Origin of the sequence: Haloferax sulfurifontis, from assembly GCF_014635105.1 — an archaeon.
Classification (GTDB): domain Archaea; phylum Halobacteriota; class Halobacteria; order Halobacteriales; family Haloferacaceae; genus Haloferax; species Haloferax denitrificans.
Genome location: NZ_BMCI01000006.1, coordinates 236,986 through 254,091, shown reverse-complemented (window position 1 = coordinate 254,091; position 17,106 = coordinate 236,986). Strand labels below are relative to the sequence as shown.

Annotated in this window: 17 protein-coding genes; 8 read left to right on the top strand and 9 right to left on the bottom strand. The window is 67.7% G+C overall.

Annotated elements, in window-relative coordinates:
- The first annotated feature begins 13 nt into the window (after positions 1-13).
- On the top strand, positions 14-664 hold the full coding sequence (locus tag IEV64_RS16550) for a helix-turn-helix domain-containing protein (protein ID WP_007276282.1): 651 nt from the start codon (positions 14-16) through the stop codon (positions 662-664).
- A gap of 7 nt (positions 665-671) precedes the next feature.
- Here IEV64_RS16550 and IEV64_RS16545 read toward each other — a convergent pair whose 3' ends face one another.
- On the bottom strand, positions 672-1,073 hold the full coding sequence (locus IEV64_RS16545) for a VOC family protein (RefSeq protein ID WP_188424614.1): 402 nt from the start codon (positions 1,071-1,073) through the stop codon (positions 672-674).
- Between the two features lie 369 nt (positions 1,074-1,442).
- On the opposite strand from IEV64_RS16545, the gene IEV64_RS16540 reads away from it, so the two are divergent.
- Positions 1,443-2,576, top strand: coding sequence for an MFS transporter (locus tag IEV64_RS16540; protein WP_049920680.1), 1,134 nt, complete (start codon positions 1,443-1,445; stop codon positions 2,574-2,576).
- A gap of 97 nt (positions 2,577-2,673) precedes the next feature.
- On the opposite strand, the gene IEV64_RS16535 is transcribed toward IEV64_RS16540, so the two are convergent.
- From IEV64_RS16535 to IEV64_RS16500, 8 genes are all read right to left on the bottom strand, one after another.
- Positions 2,674-3,207 (bottom strand): 3-isopropylmalate dehydratase small subunit, encoded by a 534-nt coding sequence (locus IEV64_RS16535; RefSeq protein WP_007276279.1) that lies wholly within the window; start codon positions 3,205-3,207, stop codon positions 2,674-2,676.
- Positions 3,204-4,517 carry a 3-isopropylmalate dehydratase large subunit gene (locus IEV64_RS16530; protein ID WP_007276278.1) on the bottom strand — a complete coding sequence of 438 codons (1,314 nt, stop codon included), beginning with the start codon at positions 4,515-4,517 and terminating at the stop codon, positions 3,204-3,206. Before IEV64_RS16530 ends, IEV64_RS16535 begins: the two co-directional genes overlap by 4 nt.
- Before the next feature lies 1 nt (position 4,518).
- Positions 4,519-5,478 (bottom strand): hydroxymethylglutaryl-CoA lyase, encoded by a 960-nt coding sequence (locus IEV64_RS16525; protein WP_188424533.1) that lies wholly within the window; start codon positions 5,476-5,478, stop codon positions 4,519-4,521.
- The gene (locus IEV64_RS16520) at positions 5,475-6,680 is read right to left on the bottom strand and encodes a CaiB/BaiF CoA transferase family protein (protein ID WP_004967838.1); all 1,206 of its coding nucleotides are present in this window, start codon (positions 6,678-6,680) and stop codon (positions 5,475-5,477) included. Before IEV64_RS16520 ends, IEV64_RS16525 begins: the two co-directional genes overlap by 4 nt.
- Positions 6,681-6,822: 142 nt before the next feature.
- Complete coding sequence (locus tag IEV64_RS16515; protein ID WP_188424531.1) at positions 6,823-8,229, bottom strand: dihydroorotase; 1,407 nt, start codon at positions 8,227-8,229, stop codon at positions 6,823-6,825.
- Complete coding sequence (locus IEV64_RS16510) at positions 8,226-8,885, bottom strand: isochorismatase family protein (protein WP_004967836.1); 660 nt, start codon at positions 8,883-8,885, stop codon at positions 8,226-8,228. Before IEV64_RS16510 ends, IEV64_RS16515 begins: the two co-directional genes overlap by 4 nt.
- Before the next feature lie 66 nt (positions 8,886-8,951).
- On the bottom strand, positions 8,952-9,929 hold the full coding sequence (locus IEV64_RS16505) for an LLM class flavin-dependent oxidoreductase (protein ID WP_188424529.1): 978 nt from the start codon (positions 9,927-9,929) through the stop codon (positions 8,952-8,954).
- Positions 9,926-10,333, bottom strand: a complete 408-nt coding sequence (locus tag IEV64_RS16500) for a nuclear transport factor 2 family protein (protein WP_188424527.1) — start codon at positions 10,331-10,333, stop codon at positions 9,926-9,928. The genes IEV64_RS16505 and IEV64_RS16500 overlap by 4 nt, the downstream gene beginning before the upstream one ends.
- Before the next feature lie 233 nt (positions 10,334-10,566).
- Between IEV64_RS16500 and IEV64_RS16495 the strand changes: the two genes are divergently transcribed.
- From IEV64_RS16495 to IEV64_RS16470, 6 genes are all read left to right on the top strand, one after another.
- A complete protein-coding gene (locus tag IEV64_RS16495; RefSeq protein WP_188424525.1) occupies positions 10,567-12,000 on the top strand; it encodes an FAD-dependent oxidoreductase in 1,434 nt (477 codons plus the stop codon).
- A 162-nt stretch (positions 12,001-12,162) separates the two neighbouring features.
- Complete coding sequence (locus IEV64_RS16490; RefSeq protein WP_049920679.1) at positions 12,163-13,485, top strand: ABC transporter substrate-binding protein; 1,323 nt, start codon at positions 12,163-12,165, stop codon at positions 13,483-13,485.
- Between the two features lie 94 nt (positions 13,486-13,579).
- Positions 13,580-14,545, top strand: coding sequence for a branched-chain amino acid ABC transporter permease (locus IEV64_RS16485; protein ID WP_007276271.1), 966 nt, complete (start codon positions 13,580-13,582; stop codon positions 14,543-14,545).
- Positions 14,542-15,618, top strand: coding sequence for a branched-chain amino acid ABC transporter permease (locus tag IEV64_RS16480; protein WP_188424523.1), 1,077 nt, complete (start codon positions 14,542-14,544; stop codon positions 15,616-15,618). The genes IEV64_RS16485 and IEV64_RS16480 overlap by 4 nt, the downstream gene beginning before the upstream one ends.
- On the top strand, positions 15,618-16,409 hold the full coding sequence (locus IEV64_RS16475) for an ABC transporter ATP-binding protein (protein ID WP_188424521.1): 792 nt from the start codon (positions 15,618-15,620) through the stop codon (positions 16,407-16,409). Before IEV64_RS16480 ends, IEV64_RS16475 begins: the two co-directional genes overlap by 1 nt.
- On the top strand, positions 16,402-17,106 hold the full coding sequence (locus tag IEV64_RS16470; RefSeq protein ID WP_004967828.1) for an ABC transporter ATP-binding protein: 705 nt from the start codon (positions 16,402-16,404) through the stop codon (positions 17,104-17,106). The genes IEV64_RS16475 and IEV64_RS16470 overlap by 8 nt, the downstream gene beginning before the upstream one ends.

The window sequence follows — 17,106 nt, the reverse complement described above, 5'->3', positions numbered from 1 at the left end:
CAATCGCGTACTCGTGTACGAGGCGAGCCTTCGGATACGCGACGACAGCGCCTACGCGGCGGCGACCGCCGACAGCGCCGCGACCGTCGAGTTGTGGTGCAACGACCACTGCGACATGCTCAACGTGAGCGGCGGCGTCGGGTCCGACGTCCTCGAACGCGTCCGCGACACCGTCGGTGTGGCGGCGTCGGTCGAGCGCGGCGACGAACTCGTCGTCGTCACCGCCGACTGCCTCCGACACCACGAAATCGACCACATCGAGGGCTACGTGCAGAAACACGGTCTCCTCCTCGTGCCGCCGCTTCGCTACCGCGACGGGGCCAAAGTGTGTCGCCTGCTCGCCGTCTCGGCCGACGACCTGACCGCGTGCTTCCGCGACCTCGTGGACAGCGGGTTCGACGTGAGCGTCGAGTCCAAGCGGTCGGTGTCGTTCGCCAGCGGGAGCGGTCCGCTGTTGGCCCCCGCCGACGCGATGCCGGAGCTCACCGGTCGCCAGCGCGAGGCGTTCGAACTGGCGTTCCGCGGCGGTTACTACGAGTTCCCCCGCGGCATCGAGACCGGGACCATCGCCGACGAGATGGGCGTCTCCCGGCGGACCGCCGAGGAACACCTCCGTCGGGCGGAGCGGAAAGTGATGACGGCCGTCGCTCAGTACGTGCTCTAGATGTGGCTCAGTCGTCGTCGGCCGCGGCCTTCAGTTCGAGCGTGTAGCCGAACGGGTCGGTGACGTACACCGCGGGTGCGACGCCCGTCGCCCCGAGGGGTTCGAGCTGGCGGTCGATGTCGACGCCCGCGGCGTCGAGGTGGCCGCGGAGTTCGTCGATGTCGTGGGCGAACTCGACGGCGACGTGGTCGAAGGCGGTCTCCGTCGGCGGTTCGAAGTTCTCGGCCGGCCGGAGGTGGATGACGCTCACCGGAGTGAGTCGCACGGAGAAAAAGGGCTTTTCGCCCGACTCGTAGCGGTCGCGGTTCTCGATGTCGAAGCCGAGCGCGTCGCGGTAGAACTCGACCGCGGCGTCGAGGCCGTCGGCGGGGATGCGGAGGTTCACGTGGTCGATTGCCGTCGCGTCCATGCCCGCACTGTCGCGGCCGCGGGTGGTAAAAATTTGTGCGCCGGCCATCGAAGACAGGGACACCCGGACCAGAGTGAATAAACTCTATGAAGTTTAGAATTGTGAAAATTTTGGAATTTGTAAAAATTGTAAAAATTGTAGATGTTAAACGGCATACGAAGGTTCTATGACGGAGCGCCGACTCTTTTGAAGACTGAGTAATAAACTAATTATTGTTTATTTTGTCTACCCTTGCCTTCGGGACCGCGGCCCCAACACCCGGAACCAACGTTTCGAAATCGTAACCCATTGGTAGCAGGTCGATGTACGGAGGGTGTGAACCAACAGCCGACATCCGACGAGCGTTTGCTTGCGGGCTACCCGGGTCGGATGTTAGTCACGGTGTCGCTGGCGTGGGCTGTCCTCCAGACGGGCCGATTTCTCTTGTCGCCTTTGTTGCCGACTATCATCGAGGAACTCCAGATAACGGAGGCGACCGCCGGCATCGCGCTGGCGCTGTTTCAGGGCGTCTACGCCGTCACCCAGTACCCCGGCGGCGAGTACTCCGACCGGTGGACGCGGGCGACGCTCATCGTCCCCGGACTGGGCATCCTCGTCCTCGGCTTCGCCACGTTCGGCCTCGCCGGCGGCCTCGCGGGCTTCGTCGCCGCGGCGGTCATCACGGGACTCGGGAAGGGGCTGTTCGCCATCCCCTCGCGGGCGCTCCTCTCTGACCTGTTCGTCGAACGCCGCGGCCGGGCGCTCGGCCTCTACGCCGCCGGCACCGACCTCGGCGGCCTCGTCTCCTCGGGGCTCGCCATCCTCGCGTTGACCTACGCGACGTGGCGGACGCCGTTTCTCCCGGTCGCCGTCGTCCTCGCGGGGCTCACCGTCCTCTACGCGTTCTGGTCGAGAGAAGGCTACGCCGTGGGGTCGCCCGAACTCCACGTCTCGGGGACGCTCCGTCGCCTCTTCGCCAGCGCGGAACAGCGCCGGACGCTCCTCGCGTTCGGACTGTTCTACTTCATGGTCGGCGGCGTCATCAACTTCTTTCCGACCTACCTCATCGAGGCGAAGGGGTTCGACCAGCAGTTGGCGAGCGCGACGTTCGCCATCGTCTTCGCCGTCGGCATCACCATCAAGCCCGTCGCCGGCGGCCTGAGCGACCGGTTCCGCCGCGAGTCAATCGCCGTCGTCGGGATGCTCGTGGCCGCCGGCGCGCTCGCCGTCCTCTCGGCCGTGGAGGCGCGCCCGCTCATCTACGTCTCCGTCGTCGCGCTCGCGGCCGGCTACAAGACGGAGTTCCCGCTCGCGGACGCCATCATCATGGACAACGCGCCCGACGCCGACCGCGGGGCCGACCTCGGGGGCGCGCGGGCGCTGTTCCTCGGCGCGAACGCGTTGGGACCGGCGTACGTCGGCATCGTCGCCACCTACGCGAGCTACGTCGCCGCGTTCGCGGGGCTCGCGGTCTGTCTCGTCGTCGCGGCCGGACTCCTCTACTGGGACGCGCGAAAGCGGTGAGGAAAGTAAAACAGCCGTCTCGGAACGGCGTTCGCGGGTGCCTCTGTGCGGTCGTCGGCCGAAGCGTCAAGCCGTATGCCGTGAGCCGAGTGCCCGCTCAGCCGTCGAGTTTCGCCTTCGTGTAGGCTTTCAGCCCTCCCTGTTCGACGAGCGACTGGAGGAACTCGGGGAGCGCTTCCGCCTCGTACGTCTCGTCTCGCGTGTGGTTCGTCACGACGCCCGCGTCGAGGTCGACGTGAATCTCGTCGCCGTCCTCGATGGCGTCCGCGCCGGGGCAGATGAGCACCGGCAGGCCGAGGTTGATGGCGTTGCGGAAGAAGATGCGCGCGAACGACTGCGCGACGACCGCCGAGACGCCCGCACCGACGAGCGACAGCGGCGAGTGCTCCCGCGACGACCCGCTCCCGAAGTTCTCGCCGGCGACGACGAAGTCGCCGGTCTCGACCGACTCCGAGAACTCGGGTCTGAGGTCCTCGAAGGCGTGGCTGGCGAGTTCGTCGGGGTCCGACGAGACGATGAAACGCGACGGTGTTATCTGGTCGGTGTCGACGTTGTCGCCGAAGACCCACGCGCGGCCGGGGTCGGCCGGGTCGGGGCGGCCGTCGCCGGTGCCGTCGGCGGCTCCCGTCATGGGAGCACCTCCGCGAACACCGTGTCGTCGTAGCGGTTCGTCTCGACCTCGCGGGGGTCGGTGATTTCGCCGTACAGCGCGCTCGCGCCGACGGTCGCCGGACTCGACAGGTAGACCGACGACTCCATCGATCCCTCGCGGCCGGGGAAGTTCCGGTTCGCCGTGGCGAGACAGACGTCGCCGTCGCCGAGGACGCCCTGGTGGTAGCCCGCACAGGGCCCACAGCCGGCGCTCTGGATGACCGCGCCGGCGTCGGTGAGCGTCTGGAAGACGCCCGTCCCGAGCATGTGCTGATAGACGGACTTCGAGGCGGGGACGACGACCATCCGGACGTTCGGGGCGATGGTCTCGCCGTCGAGGATGTCGGCGACGACTTTGATGTCCTCGTACCGGCCGTTCGTGCAGGTGCCGACGAACAGTTGGTCGATTTCGGTGCCCGCGACCTCGGTCACGTCGACCGCGTTCTCGGGGTTCGACGGCTTCGAGACCTGCGGGGCGAGGGCGGCCGCGTCGTACGTGTGAATCGCCTCGTAGTCGGCGTCGTCGTCGGAGACGAACGCGTCGCCGAGGTCGATTTCGTTCCCGGTCTGGCGTTCGAGGTACGACTCGGTCCGCTCGTCGGGCGCGACGAGGCCGGCCTTGCCGCCCATCTCGATGGCCATGTTCGAGAGGACGAGGCGCTCGTGGATCGGGAGCGACTCGACGGCGCTCCCGGCGTACTCGGCGGCCATGTAGGTACAGCCGTCGAAGCCCACGTCGCCGATGAATCGCAGGATGAGGTCCTTCGCGTAGACGCCGTCTTGGAGATCGCCGTCGACCTCGAAGCGGAGCGTCTTCGGGACGCGGAACCAGAGTTCGCCCGTCGCGAGTGCGGTCCCGAGGTCGGTCGAGCCGACGCCGGTCCCGAACGCGCCGATGCCGCCGTAGGTCGTCGAGTGGGAGTCCGCGCCGATGACGAGGTCGCCGGGGCCGACGAACCCCTCCTCGACGAGCACGGCGTGGCAGATGCCGTCGCCCACGTCGAACTGATGTGCGCCGTGTTCCGCCGCGAACTCGCGGACCGCGTTGTGGTTGTTCGCGGCCTGCACCCCGTCGGCGGGGGCGTGGTGGTCGATGGTGAAGACGGTCCGGTCGGGCGCGAACAGCTCGCCGTCGTCGCCCGTCACCTCGTCGAACGTCTGGAACGCGAGCGGCCCGGTGATGTCGTGGGCCATCGCCACGTCCACGTCGGCTTCGACGTAGTCGCCGGCGCGGGCGTCGGTGCCCGATTTCTCCGAGAGCAGTTTCTCCGCGAGGGTCTTGCCGGACATCTCAGTCCTCCTCCCCGTCGGCCGCGACGGTGTCGAGGACGCCCTCGACGGTGCCGCCCGCGAGGACGTGGCTCGTCAGGCCGAGGCCCAAGCGGTCGGACACGTCGTGGGCGGCCGCCTCGATGCGGCCGAAGTCGACGCCGTGGCCGACTCCCATGCGTTCGAGCATCTGGACGAGGTCCTCGGTCGGCGTGTTGCCGACGCCGGACATGTCGCCCGGGAGGACGACGCCGCCACCGAGCCCGCAGACCGAGGCGTCGAAGCGGTCGACGCCGACCACCATCGCGGCCAGCGTGTTGGCGAGGCTCATCCCGTTCGTGTCGTGGAGGTGCAGGCCCATGTCGAGGCCGGGGTGGGCCTCGAACGCGGCGGTGAACCGCTCCGTGATTTCGACCGGGTTGGCGAGGCCCATCGTCGTCGCCAGCGTCACCTCGTCGACGCCGGAGTCGACGACGCTGTCGACGACCGCGAGGGTCTCCGCCGGGTCGATTGCGCCCTCGTAGGGGCAGTAGAAGCTCGTCCCCATCCCGGCTTCGACCTCGATGCCGTGGTCGTGGGCGAGGTCGACGATGTCGTCCATCTCCGCGAGCACCTCCTCGCGGGTGCGGTTCTGGTTTTTGCTCGTGTAGGTCTCGCTCACCGTGACGAGCGCGTTCACTTTGTCCACCTCGGCTTCGACGGCGCGCTCCATGCCCCGGAGGTTGGGGACGAGCGCCCGGTAGGTCACGCCGTCGCGGCGGGTGATTCGCTTCGCCACCTCGTCGGCGTCCCGCAGGGTCGGGACGGCCTTCGGGTGGGTGAAAGAGGAGAGTTCGATTTCGTCGACGCCGGTGTCCGAGAGGGCGTCGATTATCTCGACTTTCTCGTCGGTCGGGACGAACTCGTCGAGGCGCTGGAACCCGTCGCGGGGGAGCATCTCGACGACGTGGACGCGCTCGGGAAGCGAGTCGAGGAGGCTCATATCACGTCCTCCGCTTCGAGGTCCGAAAGCACCGACTCGTCGTAGCCGAGTCGGTCGCGGTAGACCGCGTCGTTGTGTTCACCGAGCGACGGCCCGAGGTGGTCGACCCGCCCCGGCGTCTCCGAGAACTTCGGGAAGGCGTTCTGGACGACCGCCTCGCCGAGGTCGGGGTCGTCGACCGTCAGGAACGCCTCGCGCGCCGCGTAGTGCTCGTCGTTGAGGATGTCCTCGACGTTGTAGACGGGCGCGAGCGTCGCGTCGGCCGCCTCGAACGCGTCGAGAACCTCCTCGCGGCTGTGGTCGTCCATCCAGTCTTGGATGATGGCGTCGAGTTCGTCGACGTGTTCCAGTCGGTCCTCGTTGGTCTCGAACCGCGGGTCGTCTTTCAGGTCGGGGCGGTCGATGGCGTCGAACGTGCGCTCGGCGAGCGGTTGGGCGCTCGCGGAGATGGCGACCCAGCGGTCGTCGCCCGTCCGGTAGACGTTCCGCGGGGCCGACGAGGTCGAGCGGTTGCCCGACCGCGACTCGATTTCGCCGAGTTGGTCGTAGCGGAGCGGTTGCGGGCCGAGCAGGCCGAAGATGGGTTCGATGAGGCTCGTGTCGATGTACTGGCCGCCGCCGCCGTGGACGTCGCGGTGGTAGAGCGCGAACATCACCGCGAACGTCGAAAACAGCGCCGCGATGTTGTCGGCGAGGCCGGTCGGCGGGAGCAACGGAGGCGAGTCGGGGAAGCCGTTGAGGTAGGCGAAGCCGGACATCGCCTCCGCGAGCGTCCCGAAGCCGGGGCGCTCGGCGTACGGGCCGGTCTGACCGAAGCCGGACATCCGAAGCATCACGAGGTCGTCGTTGACCTCGGAGAGGCGCTCCCAGCCGACATTCCAGCGTTCGAGCGTGCCGGGCCGGAAGTTCTCGATGAGGAGGTCGGCCTCGCCCACGAGGTCCTCGAACACCGCCGCGCCCTCGTCGGTGGAGATGTTCAGGGTGATAGACTGCTTGTTCCGCGAGAGGTACTTGTGCCAGAGGCCGACGCCGTCTTTCTGTGGACCGAAGCGGCGGATGTGGTCGCCGAACGCCGGGTGTTCGATTTTGATGACCGTCGCCCCGAAGTCGGCCAGGAAGCGGCCGACGGTCGGGCCGGATATCATCGACCCGGCTTCGAGGACGACGAGGCCGTCGAGTGGTCCGTTCGTGTCGTTCGTCATGTCGTGTGTGTCTTCTCGTTCTGTGTCGCGTGTGGTGGTCGTGTGGTGGTGCGTGTGCGCGTCCGCGTGCCCGTCGGGACGTGTGCCCGGTTCCGCGTGGCCGGTCAGTCCGCGTTCGTGGCTCGGGTCGGTCGCCGCTGGCTCACACCGGGCGGTCGATGTGGGTTCCGTGCCCTTTCGTGCCGACGATTTCGCCGTCGTCGTAGGCGAGTTCGCCCTTCACGACGGTCTGAGTCGGCCAGCCGGTGACCTCTCGGCCCTCGTAGGGGGAGTAGCCGCTGACGCTGTGTAACAGTTCCGGCGTGACCGTCTTCGTCTCGTCGAGGTCGACGACGGCGAGGTCGGCGTCGCTTCCGACCCGGACTGTCCCCTTCTTGGGGTAGAGATTGAACGCCTTCGCCGCGTTGGTGCTCGTCACCTCGACGGCGCGCTCCAGCGAGATGCGGCCCTCGTTGACGCCCTCCGAGAGGATGAGCGGGAGCATCACGGGCGTCGAGGGGAAGCCGAGCAGGCTGTCGCGGATGCCCTCGCCGAACTTGTTCTCCGCGAGGTTGGCGCAGTGGTCGGTCCCGATAGTCGAGATGGTGCCGTCGGCGAGGCGCTCCCAGAGCGTCTCTTGGTCGGCTTTCGACCGGACCGGCGGGTTGACTTTCATGCGCTCGTCGCACTCCTCGGTGGTGAGCGCGAGATAGTGGATACACGTCTCGCCCCACGCCCGGTAGCCCGCGTCGTGGAGTGCGGCGAGTTCGTCGGCCGTCCCCCCGGCGGAGATGTGGACCGCGTAGAAGCGGTCGTCGTAGCCGTGGACCTTGGCGAGCGCGGCCCCGGCGACCATGCTCTGGGTCTCGGCGTAGCCGGGGAACTCCTCGACCATCACCTCGTAGCCCTCGTCGGCGTCGGCGTCGGTGTCGTCGGACTCCGAGGTGACGTAGACGTTGCCGCCGGCGAGCGCGTTCGTGATTTCGACGTTCTCGGAGTGGTAGCCGAGCGTCGTCGGCACGTCCTGTTCGGCGAGTTTCCGGACGAACGCATCGCCGAAGTCGTCGTGCATGTCGCAGTCGACGCCGAACTTCTCGCGGGCGGCGTCCTTGTAGTTCATGTACCACTTGAACGTCGTGATGCCGAACTCCTCGATGATGGTCGGAATCTCCGCTACGTGCTCCATCGAGAGCAGGCCGAGCGAGAAGAAGTAATCGTGGTAGTAGTTCGGCTCAGCCTCGTCGAAGTAGCCCGGCATAATCTCCTCGTAGGCCCCGGCCCGGCGGAAGTAGTTCCCGATGGTGGTCACGCCGCCGACGAGGTCCGACTTGGACTCGGACTCGGCGTCCGCCTCCAGTCCGCGGTAGATACCGTGGTGGGTGTGCGGGTCGATCGCGCCCGGGAGCACGTGCTTGCCCGTCGCGTCGATTTCCGTCTCGCCCGAGAGCGTCCCGGGCGCGGCGACGGCGGAGATGGTCTCGCCGTCGGCCGCGACGTCGGCCTCGAAGGTGCCGTGTTCGGGCGTGACGACGGTGCCGTTCGAGATGACGAGGTCGTGGTCGTGGGTCATAGCGTCTCGACCCACTCTTCGACCGCCTCGGTCTCCAGCACCTCGGCGTACTTCATCCACAGGTCGAGGAGGCCGATTTTGTGCGACGCCTCGATGCGGTCGAAGATGCACTCCTGCGGCAGGACGACGCTGAGGCCGTTCTGCTTTGCGTCCACCGCGGTGGCTCGGACGCACCCGCTCGTGGAGTTGCCGACGATGATGACCGAGTCGTGGCCCCCGCGGACGAGCCGCGAGAGCAGGTCGGTCCCGTAGAACGCCGACGCGTAGGACTTGTCGACGACGGTGTCGCCCTCCTCGGGCGCGACCGGGTCGACGATGTCGAGGTCGGGGTGGTCGGGGTCGTCGTAGCTCGACGGGACGACCCGCGTGTACGTCACCGGAAGCCCCTGCTCCCGCGCGAAGTCGAGGAACGGGTCGATATGTTCGATGGCGTCCCACGCGATGTCGCCCATCGCGGTGCGGTACTCCTCGATGGCGTCGAGGATGGGGACGTTCTCGCCGACGATGAGCCGCTGCATGTCGATGACGAGAACCATCGGGTTCTCGCCCATGCCGCGGGACTCCCACGACGAGGCGCCTTCCTTGTCGTAACCAGCCTTCGTGATGACCTGTTTATCCTGTTCGGATAGCAGGTCCTCCCAGATACGGTCTGTCATGACTCGCTTCGCTTGAGATGCGGTGGCATCCGGCATAAAAGTACGGCACGGTTCGCCGGCGTCATGTTACGGGGCGAACACCTCCAGCGTCCGCGCCACCCACTCGCGGTCGACGCCGGCGGGCGCGCGGACGACCGGGAGGTCGACGCCCATCTCGCGGAGTTCGCCGAGTCGCCCCCGCACGTCGTCGGGCGTGCCGACCAGCGCCACGAGGTCGAGGAACTCCGCCGAGAGTTCGCGCGCCCCGGCCTCGGTCGTCGGCGCGGCCCGGACGGCCTCGACCTCGTCGGCGAAGCCGGCCTGCTCGGCCGCGCGGTCGTAGTAGCCCGGCACGTCGCGCAGGTAGTAGGCGACGTGTTCGGCCGCCGCCCGCCGCGCCTCGTCGGCGTCGTCGTGGACGGAAGTGAGGACGTACATCGCCACGTCCACGTCGCTCGCGTCGCGGCCGGCGCGGGCCGCCCCGGTGTCGAGCCACTCCAGCGCCTCCTCGAACTGCGGGCGCGGGTAGAGGTTCGGAAGCCAGCCGTCGGCGACCTGCCCGGTGAGTCGGACGTTCGCCGGCCCGAGCGCGCCGTTGTAGATGGGAATCTCCTCGCGGACGGGGTCGAAGGCGTCCCAGAAGCTCGTGCGCTCAGGTGAGAAGAACTCCCCGTCGAACGAGTCGGCCTCGCCGCGGAGGTAGCGCCGCACGAGTTCGACGTACTCGTGGAGTCGCGACAGCGGGCGGTCGAAGGGGACGCCGTGGAACGCCTCGACCACGCCGGGGTGGGCGACGCCGAGGCCGAGAATCGCGCGGCCGCCGGAGTGGTCGTCGAGGGTCGCCGCGGCCGCCGCGAGCGCCGCGGGCGTCCGCGAAAAGACGTTGACGATCCCCGTCGCGAGGCCGATTTCGTCGGTGTGGACGGCCCAGCGTTCGAGCTTGCCGAAGGCGGTCTTGCCCTGTCCCTCGGCGGCCCACGCCGACTCGTAGCCGAGTTCCTCGGCGCGGACGACGAGCGACGGGTCGTCGCGGAGCGCGAACAGGACCGCGGTTCGCTCGCTCATTCCTCCGCCGGAACCGCGGGCGCGTCGTCGGCCGGGACCGGGACGACGCCGTCGGCGGCGAGGTCGTTCCAGATGTCGAGGCGCTCGATGAGCCCCCGGCGGACGACGTAGATATCGACGTAGCGAACGTCCGAGAAGTCCGCGCCGTCGTTGTCGACGCCGTAGAGCGACCCGACGCTCACGACGGTGTCGCCCGCCTCAATCCAGCGGTCGAACTCCTTGGCCGCCCACTCGTAGCGCGGTTCGAGATGGGCGAGGAAGTCGTAGGCCGCGGTCGGTCCCTCGAAGGTCGCCCCCGGCAGGGAGATGACGGCGTCCTCGGCGAACAGGTCGCCGACGGTGTTCCTGCGGTCGTCTTCCATGCGGTCGAAGAACTCCTCGACGATGTCTCGTGGCGAGTCCATGCGGTATGGGTGTTCTCGACACACATAGTTTTTCACTCCGACGTTTCGGACTGTCTGCCGTTCCTGAACGTTCGAGTCGGCGCGACGGCGGACGCGGCCGCAGGAGCGACGGTGGAATTGTTCTCACGTGCGCCCACGAAAGCGACGGACACGGCGACGACGCGAGAGGGCCGCGGCGACGCCGACGCCGCCGGAGGCGGTAGTTTTACGATAGAGTCTCCCTAGCAGAGTGCATGGACGAACTAGCCCGGCGGACGCCGAGCGACGGCGTCGCCGAAGTCGTCTCGGTCGACGACATCGAGTGGGACATCGACACGGACGTGCTCGTCGCGGGCGGCGGCGGCACCGGCCTCGTCGCCGCGCTCGCGGCCAGCGAGGACCCCGACGTTCGCGTGACGGTGCTGGAGAAAGCGCCAGAGTGCGGCGGCAACACGTCGCTTTCGACCGGGATGGTCCCCGCGGCTGGGACGCGCCTCCAGCGCGAGGCCGGCATCGAGGAGACGCCCGCGGACATGGCCCGCGACATCTTGGAGAAAAACGACTACGAGGCCGACGAGGAGCGCGTCCGGTACCTCTGCGAGGAGAGCGCGAACCTCATCCACTGGCTCGTCGACGACTGGGACGTCACGCTCCACATCGTGGACGACTTCAAGTACCCCAAACACTCCGAGTACCGGATGCACGCTCCCGAGGGCCGAAACGGCGAGAACCTCGTCGACGAACTGGTCGAGCGCGTCGAGTCGACGCCGAACATCGAACTCCTGACGAACGCGCCCGTGAAGCGACTCGTCGCCGGCGACGGCGCGGTCCGGGGGGTCGTCGCCGGCCTCGGCCACGACGAGGCCATCGAGGCCGAGAAGGTCATCCTCGCCACCGACGGCTTCGCCGGCAACCGCGAGATGGTCACCGACTACTGCGAGGCGGACGTCGAGCGGGCGCTGTACTTCGGCGCTGACGGCAACACCGGCGACGGCGTCCGCTTCGGCGCGGAACTCGGCGGGGAACTCGCCTGCATGGACGCCTATCAGGGCCACGCGACGGTGGCGAGTCAGACGGGCGTACTCTCGACCTACGCGGTCACGATGAACGGGGGCATCCTCGTGAATCGGGACGGCGAGCGGTTCGGCGACGAGTCCGCCGGCTACAGCGAGTTCGCCATCTCGGTGCTGAAACAGCCCGGCGAACAGGCGATTCAGCTGTTCGACGAGCGCATCTTCGAGAAGCTCCGCGGGCAGTTCGAGGACTTCGACGAGGCCATCGAGCGGGGGACCTACCACACCGCCGACTCGGTCGCGGCCCTCGCGGAGCGACTCGGTGCAGACGGCGAGGCCGCCGCCGAGACGGTCGCCGACTACAACGAGGCCGCCGCGGCGGGCGAGCCGGACGAGGTCGGTCGCGTCGACGGCGCGAATCCGCTGGAAGCGCCCTTCTACGGGGCCAAAGTCACCGGCGCGCTCTTCCACACGCAGGGCGGCCTCGTCGTCGACGAACACGGGCGCGTCCTCCGAACCGACGGGAGCACCGTGGAAAACCTCTACGCCGGCGGCGGCACCGCCTGCGGCATCAGCGGCCACGGCGCGGGCGGCTACCTCTCCGGCAACGGGCTGACGACCGCCCTCGGTTACGGCCGCCTCGCCGGCATCCACGCCCGCGAGTCGCTCGACTGACGCCGCGGCGAGGTCACGGCCCCGGAGCAGGGCACCGAAACTACTCGTTTTCGACGCAGTTCGCCGACCAGAACCGATTCGTCGCAGGAATATCCGCAGAACGTGACAACACGAGTACGGGAGGATTTATTACAGTAGGCACTAACCTCGATACCGATTGCCATGGGTAAGACTCTCAAGTCTTCGACGAGCAACAGGCGGCGCTTCCTCAAAGCAACGGGCGCGAGCGTCGCGGCATTGACACTGGCCGGCTGTGCGAGCGACGACGCCGGGAACGGCGGCGGTGATTCGGGCGGTGACTCCGGCGGCGACTCGGGCGGGTCCGGCGGCGACACGGGCACCACGACGGGGACGCCCGAGCAGTCCGTCGACGAGGTCATCATCGGGTCGAACCACCCGCTTTCGGGGAGTCTCGCCGCGACGGGCGTCGGGATGAGCAACGCCATCAAACTCGCCGCGATGCGGAAAAACGAGGAGGGCGGCATCGAATCGCTCGACGGCGCGGAAGTGACCGTCATCGAGGGCGACAACCAGGGCGCACAGGAGCTCGGCGGACAGGTCAGCGAGGAACTGCTCAGCGAGGGCGCGGACGTCCTCACCGGCTGTTACTCCTCGCCGGTGACGACGGCGGCGACGCAGGTCGCGGAGCGACAGGGCGTCCCCTTCGTCATCTCCATCGCGGCGGCGGACAACATCCTGCAGGGCCGCGACTTCAACTACGTCTACCGGCCCCAGCCCCCGGCGCGCCGGCTGGCGAGCGACTACGCGGACCTCGTTCCCTCGGTCATCCGCGACGGCGGCGGCACCATCGACACGGCGGGGCTGTTCTACATCAACAACAGCTACGGGCAGGCGATTCGCGACAGCCTCCGCGAGTTCCTCCCCGAGCAGAACGTCGAAATCGTCGAGGAGACGGCCATCGAGTTCGGCGCGTCGAACGCCAACACGCAGGTGTCGCGGCTCCGGAGCGCCGACCCCGACACCATCATCGCCACGACGTACGTCGCCGGCGGCGTCCTGCTCGCACAGGCGTTGCAGGACCAGGACTACCGGCCGCCGTACCTGACCGCCTCGGCGTCCGCGACGTTCACCGACGACGACGCAGTCAGCGACATCGGCGAGTTCGCGAACGGCGTGCTGGACAACAACTACGCGCTGAACCCGACGGTCGACAAGACCGCCGAGGTGCGCTCGCAGTTCCTCGACAACTACGACCAGGAGTTCTCGGCGTCGGTCGGGATGTCCTACACCGCGGCGGAGGTCATCATTCAGGCGGTCGAGGAGGCCGGAAGCGTCGACCCCGACGACATCAACGAGGCGCTCAAGGGCCTCAGCTACGAGGACCACATCTCCGCGATGGGCGCAATCGAGTTCGACGACCAAGGCGAGAACGTCAACGCGCTCGGACCGGTGAACCAGGTCCAGGACCTCTCGGTCAAAGTCGTCTACCCCGAGGAGTACGCGGAGGCCGAACCGCAGGTCTAACCGCTACCCGCGCGCGCCGTCACGTCAACGAACCGTCTCGAACGATAGCCACCTTTTATGGGGGTTGACAACAATTCCCGAGCGTAGAAACCGCATGGGACACCTAGTCACATCGGTCGCGCCCCTGCCGCTACAGGGCGGTGGCCTCGGCCGATTCATCGACCCGTTCGCACAGTTCCTGACCGACATCACCAATCTGGAGCCCGTCCTCCTACAGTTGCTCGCGTTCGGCCTCCTGCTCGGGGGGGTCTACGCGCTGACGGCGCTCGGGCTGACGATGATATTCGGCGTGATGGACGTCATCAACTTCGCCCACGGCATCTTCCTCGTCGTCGGGATGTACTCGGTGTGGTTGGTCTCCGAGACGGCCGGCATCAGCCCGTTCCTCGGGATACCCATCGCCGCCGCGGTGCTGTTCGCCCTCGGGGTGGTGGTCCATATTCTCACGGTCGAGCCCATCATCGAGGCACCCCAGCAGAACCAGCTCATCGCCACGCTGGGCGTTCTCTTCATCATCCAGTCGGCCGTCGAAATCCTGTTCACGCCCGACCCCCAGCAGGTCGAACTCTCGCTCGGGTCGGTGCAGGTCGGCGACGTCTTCATCCCGCTCGGGCAGTTCTACGCGCTCGTCATCGCGCTCGGGACGATGCTCGCCGTGCGGGCGTTCCTGAACCGGACCGACCTCGGCCGGAAGATTCGCGGCACCGCCGACAACCGCGACGGCGCGCGCTACGTCGGCATCAACGTCCGCCGCATCAACTACCTCACCTTCGGTATCGGCGCGGCGCTGGCCGGCGTCGCCGGCGGCTCCATCGCGCTGTTCCAGCGGTTCGACCCCTTCACCGGCGAGACGTACCTCATCAACGCCTTCGTCATCGTCATCCTCGGCGGCCTCGGCTCGTTCCCCGGCGCGTTCGTCGGCGGCCTCATCGTCGGGCTGATTCAGGTGTTCGGCGGCTACTACCTCCCCGGGACCACCGCGCAGGTGCTCATCTTCCTGCTTTTCATCGGGACGCTCCTCGTCAAGCCCGAGGGGCTGTTCGGAGGTGCTGAGGCGTGAGCGCAATCGAGACGGTCCGCGACCGCTACCGGACGTTCGACGACGGGCGGTACGCCCCGTTGGTGAAGGGCGTCGCCCTGTTCGGCCTGCTCGCGGCGCTCCCGACGCTCATCGAAATCGACGTCGCCGGGATGGAACTCGCGGCGACGCTGAGCCTTCGGATGCTCATCCTCACGGTCATCTACGCCTACACGGCGCAGGCGTGGAACATCATGTCCGGCTACACCGGGCAGTTCTCGTTCGGGCACGCGGCGTTCTTCGGCGTCGGCGCGTACGCCACGCAGGCGCTCGTCGTCGACTTCGCGGTGAACCCGTGGATTGGCATGCTCGTCGGCGGCGTGCTCGCGGCGGGGTACGGCCTCGTCATCGGCGCGCTCTCGTTCCGCTTCAACTTACAGGGCCACTACTTCGCGCTGGCGACGCTGGCGTTCGCGGAACTGCTCCGCTTCGTCGTCACCAACATGTCCGAACTCCACGGGGCCAACGGCTACTTCAAGCCGTTCCCGCGCGACTACGGCGCTGAGTACGGCCTCGCCGCCTTCCAGTTCCAGAGCGACCTGCCGTACTACTACCTCATCGTCGGCTTCCTGCTGGTCGTGACGCTCGTCTCGTGGGTCATCAAGAACTCGTGGGTCGGACTGTACTTCTTCGCCATCCGCGAGGACGAACGGGCCGCCGCCAGCGTCGGCGTGCCGAGCTTCCGGTACAAGCTCATCGGCGTCGCCGTCAGCGCCTTCTTCACCGCCCTCGGCGGTGCCTACTGGTCGATGTACTTCAACACCATCCGCCCCGACACCGTGTTCGCGCTGTTCAAGAACGTCGAACTGCTCCTCCCCGCGGTCGTCGGCGGCCCGGGGACGCTTCTGGGCCCCATCGTCGGCTCGTTCATCGTCACGCCGGTCAGCGAAATCGCGCGGACGACGTTCTCCGATATCAACGGCCTCGACCGCATCATCTACGGCGCGTTCCTCGTGGCCATCGTCATCTACTCGCCGCGCGGCGTGGTGAGCTGGCCGAGTCAGGCCCGCGCCCTCTGGAACCGCGTCCGCGGCGACGAGGAGGTGAGCGAGTGATGTCGGCAGACGAGACGACCGCGCAGAGCGTCGACGACCCGGACGCGGACATCGACCGCGACGGCGAGCGGATTCTGTCGGTCGAGGGCGTCGGCAAGCGCTTCTCCGGCCTGCAGGCGCTCGACGACGTGGACATGACCGTCAACCGCGGCGAGATTATCGGCCTCATCGGGCCGAACGGCGCGGGCAAGACCACGCTGTTCAACTGCATCAGCGGCGCGTTCCCGCCGACGAGCGGGACCGTCCGACTCGACGGCGAGGTCATCTCCGGCCTCCCGGCGCACAAAATCGCGCGGGCGGGGCTGGCGCGGACGTTCCAGATCACGCGCCCGCTGGAGGAGCTGACCGTCGTCGAGAACGCGATGGTCGGCGCGCACATCCACACGCGCCGCCGGGGCGAGGCGCGCGAAATCGCCATGGAGACCCTCGAATTCGTCGGGCTCGCGGACAAGGCCGAAGAGGAGGCGGGCGAACTCACCGTGGGCGCACAGAAGCGCCTCGAACTCGCCCGCGCCGTCTCGACGCGCCCGGAAATCCTGCTTCTCGACGAGATTATGGCGGGGCTCACCCCGTCGGAGTCGAACCAGATGCTCGACCTGTTCCGCCAACTGCGCGAGCGCGGGACGAGCCTGCTCATCATCGAACACGACATGAAAGCCATCATGAACATCTCGGACTACGTGAAAGTGCTGGACCAGGGGAAGGGCATCGCCTTCGGCGCGCCGGAGACGGTGGTCGAAGACGACCGCGTCATCGAGGCCTACATCGGGGGGTTCGACGTCGATGCTTGAACTTCGCGGCGTCCGCGCCGGCTACGACGACATCGAGGTGCTCCACGGCGTCGACATGCGCGTCGACGAGGGCGAAATCGTCGCGCTCATCGGCTCGAACGGCGCGGGCAAGACCACGACGATGCGCACCATCTGCGGCATCCTCTCGCCGAGTCACGGCGAGATAACCTACCGCGACGAGGCGATTCACTCGAAGGCGTCCCACGAAATCGTCGAGCGCGGCATCGTGCAGGTCCCGGAGAACCGCGACCTGTTCACCAACATGACCGTCATCGACAACCTGCTTCTCGGCGCGCAGACCGAGGAGGCGAAGGCGAACCGCGAGGAGAACCTCGGCGAGATGCTGGAGCTGTTCCCCCGGCTCGCGGAGCGCAAGAACCAGCGCGCCGGCACCATGTCCGGTGGGGAACAGCAGATGCTGACGCTCGCCCGCGCACTCATGGGCGAACCCGACCTGCTCATCCTCGACGAGCCGTCCATCGGGCTCGCGCCGCACCTCGTCCAAGAGGTGTTCGACGTCATCGAGGACATCCACGCGCAGGGCATGACGGTGCTCATGGTCGAACAGAACGTCCAACAGACGCTCAAGCTGGCCGACCGGGGCTACGTCATGGAGAACGGCCGCATCAGCATGACCGCCGACGGCGACCAACTCCTCGAAGACGAGGGCGTCGTCGAGGCGTACCTCGGGGTGTGA

Coding starts and splice junctions, on each gene's coding strand:
- IEV64_RS16490 (WP_049920679.1), top strand. CDS start 12,163: ATGGGTAAGACTCTCAAGTCTTCGACGAGCAACAGGCGGCGCTTCCTC.
- IEV64_RS16485 (WP_007276271.1), top strand. CDS start 13,580: ATGGGACACCTAGTCACATCGGTCGCGCCCCTGCCGCTACAGGGCGGT.
- IEV64_RS16475 (WP_188424521.1), top strand. CDS start 15,618: ATGTCGGCAGACGAGACGACCGCGCAGAGCGTCGACGACCCGGACGCG.
- IEV64_RS16515 (WP_188424531.1), bottom strand. CDS start 8,229: ATGACCCACGACCACGACCTCGTCATCTCGAACGGCACCGTCGTCACG.
- IEV64_RS16525 (WP_188424533.1), bottom strand. CDS start 5,478: ATGAGCCTCCTCGACTCGCTTCCCGAGCGCGTCCACGTCGTCGAGATG.
- IEV64_RS16470 (WP_004967828.1), top strand. CDS start 16,402: ATGCTTGAACTTCGCGGCGTCCGCGCCGGCTACGACGACATCGAGGTG.
- IEV64_RS16545 (WP_188424614.1), bottom strand. CDS start 1,073: ATGGACGCGACGGCAATCGACCACGTGAACCTCCGCATCCCCGCCGAC.
- IEV64_RS16520 (WP_004967838.1), bottom strand. CDS start 6,680: ATGACGAACGACACGAACGGACCACTCGACGGCCTCGTCGTCCTCGAA.
- IEV64_RS16535 (WP_007276279.1), bottom strand. CDS start 3,207: ATGACGGGAGCCGCCGACGGCACCGGCGACGGCCGCCCCGACCCGGCC.
- IEV64_RS16495 (WP_188424525.1), top strand. CDS start 10,567: ATGGACGAACTAGCCCGGCGGACGCCGAGCGACGGCGTCGCCGAAGTC.
- IEV64_RS16500 (WP_188424527.1), bottom strand. CDS start 10,333: ATGGACTCGCCACGAGACATCGTCGAGGAGTTCTTCGACCGCATGGAA.
- IEV64_RS16530 (WP_007276278.1), bottom strand. CDS start 4,517: ATGTCCGGCAAGACCCTCGCGGAGAAACTGCTCTCGGAGAAATCGGGC.
- IEV64_RS16510 (WP_004967836.1), bottom strand. CDS start 8,885: ATGACAGACCGTATCTGGGAGGACCTGCTATCCGAACAGGATAAACAG.
- IEV64_RS16505 (WP_188424529.1), bottom strand. CDS start 9,929: ATGAGCGAGCGAACCGCGGTCCTGTTCGCGCTCCGCGACGACCCGTCG.
- IEV64_RS16540 (WP_049920680.1), top strand. CDS start 1,443: ATGTTAGTCACGGTGTCGCTGGCGTGGGCTGTCCTCCAGACGGGCCGA.